Annotated in this window: 5 protein-coding genes; all 5 read left to right on the top strand. The window is 63.5% G+C overall.

Features of this window, described 5'->3' with window-relative positions; translation table 11 throughout:
* On the top strand, positions 1-3,236 hold a 3,236-nt coding region (locus M727_RS0118000), incomplete at its 5' end, for a translocation/assembly module TamB domain-containing protein (RefSeq protein ID WP_027153849.1).
* Between the two features lie 388 nt (positions 3,237-3,624).
* On the top strand, positions 3,625-5,280 hold the full coding sequence (locus M727_RS0117995) for an ABC transporter substrate-binding protein (RefSeq protein WP_027153848.1): 1,656 nt from the start codon (positions 3,625-3,627) through the stop codon (positions 5,278-5,280).
* A gap of 226 nt (positions 5,281-5,506) precedes the next feature.
* Positions 5,507-6,541 (top strand): ABC transporter permease, encoded by a 1,035-nt coding sequence (locus M727_RS0117990; RefSeq protein WP_027153847.1) that lies wholly within the window; start codon positions 5,507-5,509, stop codon positions 6,539-6,541.
* Between the two features lie 12 nt (positions 6,542-6,553).
* The gene (locus tag M727_RS0117985; protein WP_027153846.1) at positions 6,554-7,711 is read left to right on the top strand and encodes an ABC transporter permease; all 1,158 of its coding nucleotides are present in this window, start codon (positions 6,554-6,556) and stop codon (positions 7,709-7,711) included.
* A 49-nt stretch (positions 7,712-7,760) separates the two neighbouring features.
* On the top strand, positions 7,761-9,989 hold the full coding sequence (locus M727_RS0117980; RefSeq protein WP_027153845.1) for an ABC transporter ATP-binding protein: 2,229 nt from the start codon (positions 7,761-7,763) through the stop codon (positions 9,987-9,989).
* The last annotated feature ends 6 nt before the right edge of the window (positions 9,990-9,995 follow it).

Raw genomic sequence — 9,995 nt, 5'->3', positions numbered from 1 at the left:
ACGCGACGCTTGCCGGGGACAAAATTTCCGGCAAGGCTGCCGGCACCATCAATCCGAACGGCGCCAGCGATTTTTCGCTCGACCTGGCCTCGACCGGCCCGAGCCTGCCGCTGGCGCTCGGCAGCACCGAAAGCCCGATCAAGCTCGAGCTGCGGGCGCTTTCGGTAAAGGCTGCAGGGCAAGGCACGCAGCCGCAGCTCGACATTTCCGCTGTTCTGACTTCGGTCGCCACGAAATTCAGCGATGTCGAGGGGCTCACGCTGGCATTGCACTCGGACGCTTTCGACGTGAAGAGCCGGACGGGGCCGGTCTCTGGCACGGTGACGGCAAACAAGATCGGCCTGGACAATCCGACCATAGCGCCGCTGATCGCCGGCAAGATCACGGCACAAGTCGCCGGCAGCCTGGCGACCGACGGCATTGTCATCGACAGCGGGTCGGTGACGAGCGACGCGCTGAACACCGGCTTCAATGGAAAGATCTCGCTGGCCGACGGCGCCATCGACCTCAACCTCAAGACCGACGCCGTTTCCGCGGCGCTGCCGGGGGCAGCGCGCGGCCTGCTCGCGCAGCGGACGGAACTCAGTGCCGCGCTGAAGCGCGACGCCAATGGCGATGTCACCGCCAACGCGATCAGGCTGGTGTCCGGCGCGCTGACTGCCGACGGGCAGGCCAGCCTTGCCGACAACAAGCTCACCGTCGACATCAAGGGCGCGCTGGCCGACATCTCGCTTCTGTCAGGGGACGCCAACGGCGCCATCACCTTCGCGCTGAACGCGCAAGGCGCCAGCACCGCGCCCGACCTGTCGCTGACGGTCAACAGCGACCGGCTTTCGGTTGCCGAACGCGAGATCACCGGGTTGAGCCTCACCGCCACCGGCAAGGCCGATGCCGCCAACCCGGCGGCCAATGTCCAATTGACCGGAAATGTCGCGGGCCAGCCCCTGCAGGGCAGCGCCGTGCTGGCGACGTCAGACGGCAAGCGCGCCATCGACGGGCTTTTGCTGTCGCTCGGCAAGAACCGGATATCAGGCGACCTGGCGCTTGACGAGGCGTTCGTGCCCGAAGGCACCGTGGCGCTCGACCTGCCTGACATCGGACCGCTGGCAGCGCTTGCGCTGGAAAAGGCGGAAGGCGACATCCGCGGCACGATCGTCTTCTCGAAGGCCGGCAATGCGCCTGGCGTCACCGTCAAGGCTTCGACCGCTTCGATTAGACGCGGCGATGTTTCGGCGAAGACGGTGACCATCGATGCATCGATCGCCAATTATCTCGCGGCACCGGTGATCTCCGGAAAAATCCGTGCCGACAGCGTCACCTCCGGCGGCACCGTCATTCGCGGCATCGATGTCGATCTGACCCGCGACGGCGACTGGACCGGCTTTTCCGGCGGCGCAACCGTCAAGGACATTCCGGCCGAGGCAGCCGGCCGGGTCAGGGTCGCCAATGGCACGACGACGGTCGAGCTCGCCTCCGGTCAGGCGACGATGCGCGGCGTCAAGGCGGCGATCGCCCAGACCTCGACCATCACCATCGCCAACGGCACCACCAGCCTGGACAGGCTCGCACTCAACCTCGGCGGCGGCACGGCGACGGTTTCGGGCAAGGTCGGGGAGGCGCTCAATCTCAACGCGACGCTGGCGCGGGTGCCGATGTCGCTCGCCAACAGTTTCTCGCCCGGCCTCGATGCCGCCGGCACGATCTCGGGCACGGTGAAGGTGACGGGCGCGCCGGCCAATCCGGCCGTCGCCTTCAAGGTCGACGCCGCAGGCATCCAGACGTCGCAGACCCGCGGCGCCGGTTTCGGCGGCATGGGCGTTTCGTCCTCCGGCACGTTTTCCGGCAACCGACTGACCTTCGAGGCCAACATGAGCGATGCCGCCGGTCTCGGCCTCAAGGGCGGCGGCACGATGACGACATCAGGCACGCCGACGCTCGATCTCGACTTTTCCGGCAAGGTGCCGTTCGCCTTCCTGACCCGGACACTGGCCGCACAAGGCCTGTCGTTGAGCGGCACGGCCGACGTCAATCTGAAGGTGCGCGGCCCGGCGACGGCGCCGGTGATCACAGGCACGGTCCGCACGTCAGGTGCCCGCCTGATCGATGCCCGCTCGGGACTTGCAATCAACGACATCACCGCCGATGTGGCGATCGGCGATGGCGTCGCCAGGATCAACCGCCTGACCGGCAATTTGTCGACGCGCGGCAGCCTGTCGGCCAGCGGCACGGTCGGCATCAATCCGGCGCAAGGCTTTCCGGCCGACCTGTCGGTCAAGCTCGTCGACGGCCGCTACACCGACGGCAGGGTGGTCACCGCCAATCTCGGTGGCGACCTGACCATCAAGGGGCCACTCGCATCGGCGCCGGTGATCTCGGGCACGATCAACCTGGCCAAGACCGTCATCACCGTTCCCGAAAAGCTGCCGGGCTCGCTGGCGGCGCTCAACATCAGGCACAAGAACGCACCGGCCGCCGTGCGCGCGCAGGACAAGGCGTTGCGCCCGGCGACGGCGAGCAGCAGCAGCGGTGGCGGCGGCCTCAACCTCGATGTCACGGTCAACGCGCCCAGCCAGATCTTCATCCAGGGCAGGGGCGTCGATGCCGAGCTTGGCGGTTCGCTGCGGCTGACCGGCCCGGCATCGTCGCCGCAAGCGGTCGGCACCTTTGACTTGCAGCGCGGTCGGCTGTCGATCCTGGCCAAGCGGCTGACCTTCACCGAAGGCACGGTCGGCTTTTCGGGGTCGCTGGTGCCTTATCTCAATCTCACGGCGACATCGACGACGAGCAGCACCACCGTCACCATCGTGGTGTCGGGCGAGGCGACCAATCCGAAATTCAACTTCTCGTCGGTGCCGGCGCTGCCGGAAGACGAGGTCCTGGCGCAACTGATTTTCGGCCGCTCGATGTCGAACCTGTCGCCGCTGCAGATCGCCCAGCTTGCCGAAGCCGCCGCGCAACTGGCCGGCATCGGCGGCTCGACCTCGCTGCTCCAGAACCTGCGCAGCGCGATCGGCGTCGACGATCTCGACGTCGTCACCGACGAGGAGGGCGGCACCGCGGTCTCGGCCGGCAAATATCTCAACGACCGCACCTATGTGACGATCCAGAAGGGCGACAAGCCCGGTTCGGGCAAGGCGGCGATCGATCTCGACGTCGGCCGCGGCGTCAAATTGCGCGGCGAAGCCACCGATGCCGGCGAAGCCAAGGGTGGCATTTTCTACGAACGCGAGTACTGAAGCCGGCCTGCGCGAAATGGTCCGGCAGTCCGACAGCCCTCGTCGCCGTATCGGCACTCATCCGGGATCGGGGTGGCGCGGTGCAAAGCTTCGCGCATGACCGAGAATCGAAATCGATTTCGGCGCAAAATCAAACTGCTACAGCGTCCGTTGCGCGCCCGACGGGACGTGCGGCGCGGCAGTGAATGTCTCAGTTTGATCGATGCCGGAGATTCGAACGAAATCTGCCGGGCAATAGCAATTTTGCGCCAAGACTGTCGTTATCACGCGAACTGCTTCCCTTCCAAAGTTGCACATTCCTTGGCATGTTCCCAATCCGTGCCGTTTTTGACATCACGGCCCGGATGCGGAATGGTAAAAGGCAGAAAGCCAACAATGGGAGTTCTCGATGACAATCTACAAGAGTAATGGCGACCGCGTTCCCGATCACATCCATGCAATGGCCGAGGAAGCCAGGGCGGGACGTGTCGATCGCCGCGAGTTTCTCGCTTTGGCCAGTGTCTTCGGCGCGTCCACGGCGATGGCCTATGGCATGCTCGGCCTCGCCGACCCGACGCCGGCGAGAGCGCAGGACGTGCAGGGCAAGAAGGGCGGCATACTGAAGGTCGCTATGTGGATCAAGGATCCGAAGGATCCGCGCAAGGCAGACTGGTCGGAAATCGCCAATGCCGAGCGCCAGGCGCTCGAGCCGCTGGTCAAGTACACAAACGAATACACGTTCCGCCCCTACCTGCTCGAGAGCTGGGACGTCAACGACGACGCCACCGAATACACCCTGCATGTGCGCAAGGGCGTCACCTGGAACAACGGCGATCCGTTCACCGCCGACGACGTCATCTTCAACTTCAAGCGTTGGGGCGACAAGAAAGCCGAAGGCAATTCCATGCCCGGTCGCCTCGGCTCGCTGGTCAAGGACGACAAGCTGGATGAGAGCGCCGTCACCAAGGTCGACGATCACACGATCAAGCTGACGCTCAGCACGCCGGATATCGCGCTCATCCCCAACGTGTGCGACTATCCCGGTCTCGTCGTCCACAAGACCTTCGACGAAAAGGGCGGCGATTTCAAAGCCTGCCCGATCGGCACCGGCCCATTTGAACTGGTCTCCTACGATGTCGGCCAGAAAGTCGTCTACAAGCGCCGCGAAGACAACAAGTGGTGGGACGGCGAGGTCTTTCTCGACGGCATCGAGTTCATCGACTACGGCACCGATCCGGCGGCCACGGTCAGCGCCTTCGAATCCGGCGAGGTCCATACCAACTTCGAGACGTCGGCCGACTATGTGTCGATCCTCGACGGTGTCGACCTGGTCAAGTCCGAGGTCGTCACCGCTTCGACGATCGTCTGCCGCACCAATGTGACCAACAAGCCTTACGACGATCAGAAGGTCCGCAACGCCCTGCAGCTCGCGGTCGACAACGCTGTCGTGCTCCAGCTGGGCGGTGGCAATGCCGGCACTGTCGCCGAAAACCACCATGTCTCGCCGATCCATCCGGAATATTTCGAGCTGGCGAAGATTGCCCGCGATCCGGCCAAGGCGAAGGCGCTGATGGCGGAAGCCGGTCAGGCCGACTTCGAGCACGAGCTGATCACGGTCGACGAAGACTGGCACAAGAATACCGGCGATACGATCGCCGCGCAGATGCGCGACGCCGGCATCAAGGTCAAGCGTACGGTGCTGCCGGGTTCGACCTTCTGGAACGACTGGACCAAATACCCGCTGTCGATGACCAACTGGAACATGCGGCCGCTCGGCGTCCAGGTTCTGGCGATCGGCTATCGCACCGGTGAAGCCTGGAACGAGACGGGCTGGTCGAATCCCGAGTGGGATGCCAAGCTCAACGCGGCGCTCGCCGTTGCCGACCCCGCCAAGCGCAAGGAAATGATGAAGGACATCGAGCAGATCCTGCAGGATTCCGGCATCATCATCCAGCCCTACTGGCGCAAGCTCTACAGCCATTCGGTCGCTGCCGTTAAGAACTACGCCATGCACCCGACCTTCGAGCGCGACTACGGCAAGGTCTGGCTCGACGAGGAGGCCTGATCGGATCGATCGTGGAAGGGGCGGTTCGCCCCTTCCACCCACGCCTTGCATGATCCCACATCCGCAGGTCGGCGCAGCAAAAAAAGCGCGGACTCTTCGGAAAGGGGCGTGCAATAAGACAGGGTTGATCGCATTCTGAGGGTCCGTTTGACAGCCAGCTCTGCCGATAGCGGCTGAGCTGGCTCCGAGCCGGCCTCAACCCCAACCAGACCGGCAGGGGACCGCCATGCTTTCTTTCATCCTTCGACGCCTCGGCACCATGGCATTGACGATGCTGTGCCTGACGATGGTCGTGTTCTTCCTGATCAATCTCGATCCCAATCTGAAAAAGCTGGCAATCAGCCAGACCGAAATGCACACCTCGGCCGAGCAGCTCGAAAGCTGGCTGGTCAACCATGGCTACCGCCAGAATTTCTTCTCCCGCTATGGCCAATGGCTGGGTATCGTGCCCAAACAGCCGGTCACAGACCCGGCAACGGGCAAACCCGCGCGACGTTTTTCCTTCTGCAACGATCCTGTCGAGCCGACATTCTCCGGCGTGCTGCAGGGTGACTTCGGCTGCTCGACCAAGTTCAAGACGACGGTCGCGTCGAAGCTTTTCCCAGCGCTTGGTGCTACCGGAATCCTGATGTTCTGGGTGCTTGTGGTGATGGTGCCGATTTCGCTGCTGATCGGCATACTCGCCGGCATGCGCGAAGGCTCGCGAACCGACCGGACATTGTCGGTCGCCTCGATCGCCTCGACGGCGACGCCCGAATATGTGTCGGGCGTCATTTTCACCGTCATCTTCGCCTCATGGCTCGGCCTGCTGAACGGTTCGGCGGCTTCGGCCAGCCGGGGCATCACCTTCTACAACTTCACGCTGCCTGTGATGACACTGGCGATCTATGGCATCGGCTATATCGCCCGCATGACCCGCGCCTCGATGGTCGAGGTGATGACGCAGCAATATATCCGCACCGCCCGGTTGAAGGGCCTCTCCTTCGGCAGCGTCGTGGTCAAGCACGCGCTGCGCAACGCGCTGATCGCGCCATTCACCGTCATCATGCTGCAATTTCCCTGGCTGCTCACCGGCGTCGTCATTGTCGAGGTGATGTTCCGCTACCAGGGGTTTGGCTACACGCTGGTCGAGGCGGCCGGCAACAACGATATCGATCTTTTGCTCGGCTGCTCCCTGGTCTCGGTGTTCATCGTCCTGATCACGCAGCTCATTTCCGATGTCGGCTACGCGTTTCTCAATCCGCGTATCAGAGTTCAATAGGGGATCGAGCGGATGCAGCTTGAATATATCGGCGCCTTCAATGTGGTGCTTGGCGTGCTTGCGCGTTTCTGGCCGGTCTGGATCGCTCTCGTCCTGGTGATGGGGGCGAGCTTCGCCTACAAGAAGAGGCTTGGCCTCTACGGTCAGCTCTTCGACAGCAGCGTCGGCATCGTCGGCGTCGGCATCTGCCTGTTCTGGCTGTTCACGGCGATCTTCGCGTCAACCGTCTCGCCCTTCAATCCGCTTGCCCAGATCCCGATCATGAAGGACGCGCTGCCGGGCGCGGTCGAGCCGCAATCGGGACTTGTCTACCTGTTCGGCGGCGACAAGCTTGCCCGCGACGTGTTCAGCCGCATGGTCTACGGCAGCCAGATCGTGCTGATCATCGCGCCGGCGGCGACCGGGTTTGCGCTGATGGTCGGCATCACGCTCGGTCTGCCGGCCGGCTATTATGGCGGCAGGATCGATACGGTGCTGTCCTTCCTCGCCAATCTGGTGCTCGCCTTCCCGGTGATCCTCCTGTTCTACCTTCTGGTGACGCCGGGCATCATGGAGACACCGATCCCCTATGCGATGGCCGGCCTGTTCTTCATGTTCCCGATCATCTTCTTCAGCGTGCTGTTCTGGACGCGCTACAAGAAACGGCCCGACCGCCTTTACATCCTCCTGGGGCTGACGCTGATCATTGGCGGCTGGGTCTATGCCGGCCTGGTCTTCGATGCCGATCCGTTCAGGATCATCCATATCGATCCCAACCAGCTCAACATCTTCGTGGCGGTGGTGTTCGCCTCCAGCCCCGGCGTGTTCCGCATCGTGCGCGGCCTGGTCATGGACATCAAAACGCGCGACTATGTGGCGGCGGCGCAGACGCGCGGTGAATCGCCCTGGTACATCATGCTGTGGGAGATACTTCCCAATGCGCGCGGGCCGCTGATCGTCGATGCTTGCCTGCGTATCGGCTACACCACGATCCTGCTCGGCACGCTCGGCTATTTCGGCCTGGGGCTGGCGCCCGAGAGCCCGGACTGGGGCACCGCGATCAAGGATGCCAGCCGGCTGCTGCGCTCCTTCATCCATCCGGCGCTGCCGCCGACGATCGCGCTGATGTCGTTCGTGCTGGGCCTTAATCTGCTGGCCGACTCGCTGCGTGAGCAATCGATGAAAGATTGATGGACGGTTCTCGACCCGATATGCTGAAAGAACAGGATTGGAGCGACCCATGAATGAGGCAGTTCGAAATCCCGCCGAGCCGACCAATGGGCCGAACAATGGGCCGATCATCGAGATCGAGAACCTGTCGATCTCCTTCTTCACCCGCAAGGGCGAGATACCGGCCGTCATGGACTTCTCCTGCACGGTCATGCCTGGCGAAGCGATGGGCATCGTCGGCGAATCCGGTTGCGGCAAGTCGACCGTGTCGCTCGGCATCATGCGCGACCTCTCCAACATCGGAAAGATCGTCGGCGGCCGGATAAAGTTCCAGGGCAAGGACATGGGCGAGTTGTCCGACGAGGAACTGCGCGCCATCCGCGGCAACAAGATCGCGATGATCTACCAGGAGCCGATGGCCAGCCTGAACCCGGCGATGAAGGTCGGCCAGCAACTGATGGAAGTGCCGCTGATCCACGACAAGGTGTCGAAGGAAGAGGCTTATCGACGCGCGCTGGAAATGGTGCGCTCGGTCAGGCTGCCCGATCCCGAGCGCATGATGCGCTCCTTTCCGCACCAGCTTTCCGGCGGCCAGCAACAGCGCATCGTCATCGCCATGGCGCTGCTGTCGAAGCCGGCGCTGCTGCTGCTCGACGAGCCGACGACGGCGCTCGACGTGACGGTCGAAGCCGGCATCGTCGACCTGGTCAAGGGACTTGGCGAGAAGTTCGGCACCTCGATGATCTTCGTGTCGCACAATCTCGGCCTGATCCTGGAAACCTGTGACCGCATCACGGTGATGTATTCGGGCGAAGCGGTGGAGACCGGCAAGATCAAGGACGTCTTCGACCGGATGCGCCATCCCTACACGCAAGGCCTGTTCCGCTCGATCCCGCTGCCCGGCGCCGACAAGAATTCGCGGCCTCTGATCTCAATCCCGGGCCAATTGCCGCTGCCGCACGAGCGGCCGAAGGGCTGCAATTTCGGCCCCCGCTGCCACCATTTCGTCGAGGGCGTCTGCAACGCCGCCGAGATCCCGATGATCGCGGTCGACGGCCATGAAGGCCATTTTTCGCGTTGCGTGCGCTTCAACGAGATCGACTGGGAGGCGCTGCCGCCCGGCGCCAAGAAGGTCAACGAGCGCGTCGAGCCCGGCGCGCCGGTGCTCAAGATCGAGGATCTCAAAAAATACTACAAGGTCGGCGGCAGCGAGGTGTTCGGCTCGAGCGAGGGCCGCGTCGTCAAGGCCAACGAGACGATCTCCTTCATGGCGCGCGAATCCGAGACCGTCGCCATTGTCGGCGAGTCCGGCTGCGGAAAGTCGACGCTGGCCAAGGTGCTGCTCGGGCTGGAGACGGCAAGCTCCGGCACTGTGACGCTCGGCAACCAGCGGATCGAGTCGACCGGCGTCGAGAAGCGCAGCGTCGAGACGGTGTCTTCGATCCAGATGGTGTTCCAGAATCCGTTCGACACGCTCAATCCCAGCCACTCGGTTGGCTCGCAGATCATCCGCACACTGGAAAAGTTCAACGTCGGCAACACCGTCGCCGATCGCCGCCAGCGCATGCTGGAATTGCTCGACCTGGTGAAGCTGCCGCGGGCGTTCGAGACCCGCAAGCCGCGCCAGCTTTCAGGCGGCCAGAAACAGCGCATCGGCGTGGCGCGGGCTTTTGCCGGCGACGCCAAGGTGGTGGTGGCCGACGAGCCGGTCTCGGCGCTCGACGTGTCGGTGCAGGCGGCGGTGACCGAGCTGTTGATGGACATCCAGCGCAAGAACAAGACGACGATGCTGTTCATCAGCCACGATCTGTCGGTGGTGCGCTACATCGCCGACCGCGTCGTCGTCATGTATCTCGGCTATATCGTCGAGCAGGGCACGACCGACCAGATCTTTTCGCCGCCCTATCATCCCTATACCGAGGCGCTGCTGTCGGCGATCCCGATCGCCGACACCAGCGTGATCAAGAAGCACATCGTGCTTGAAGGCGACATCCCGTCGGCGATGAACCCGCCAACCGGCTGCCCGTTCCAGACCCGCTGCGGCTACAAGAAGCTGGTGCCGGACAACCTTTGCGAGACCCAGGTGCCGCCGGTCAAGCATCTCGGCGACGGCCATATGAGCCTGTGCTGGCTTGCCGACGACGTGCTGGCGAAAATGGAGCCGGTGATCAAGTTTGACAAGGAGCATGCCGCCAATGAAGGCGTGCCCGACGACGCGCCGCAGGGCATCGGTCCGGGCTTTGCCGGCGCTCCGCCGCAGCGTCCGCACGGCAAGAGGCCGAAGCTGACGGACGATTAGATCCGT

It is taken from the genome of Mesorhizobium sp. WSM2561, from assembly GCF_000513915.1.
Lineage (GTDB): Bacteria > Pseudomonadota > Alphaproteobacteria > Rhizobiales > Rhizobiaceae > Mesorhizobium > Mesorhizobium muleiense.
Note: the sequence above shows the minus strand (reverse complement) of the source record. Positions and strands in the feature narration are given on the sequence as shown.

Bases quoted from the DNA above. Each gene is read 5' to 3' on its own strand.
- M727_RS0117995 (WP_027153848.1), top strand. From the start codon at position 3,625: ATGACAATCTACAAGAGTAATGGCGACCGCGTTCCCGATCACATCCAT.
- M727_RS0117990 (WP_027153847.1), top strand. From the start codon at position 5,507: ATGCTTTCTTTCATCCTTCGACGCCTCGGCACCATGGCATTGACGATG.
- M727_RS0117985 (WP_027153846.1), top strand. From the start codon at position 6,554: ATGCAGCTTGAATATATCGGCGCCTTCAATGTGGTGCTTGGCGTGCTT.
- M727_RS0117980 (WP_027153845.1), top strand. From the start codon at position 7,761: ATGAATGAGGCAGTTCGAAATCCCGCCGAGCCGACCAATGGGCCGAAC.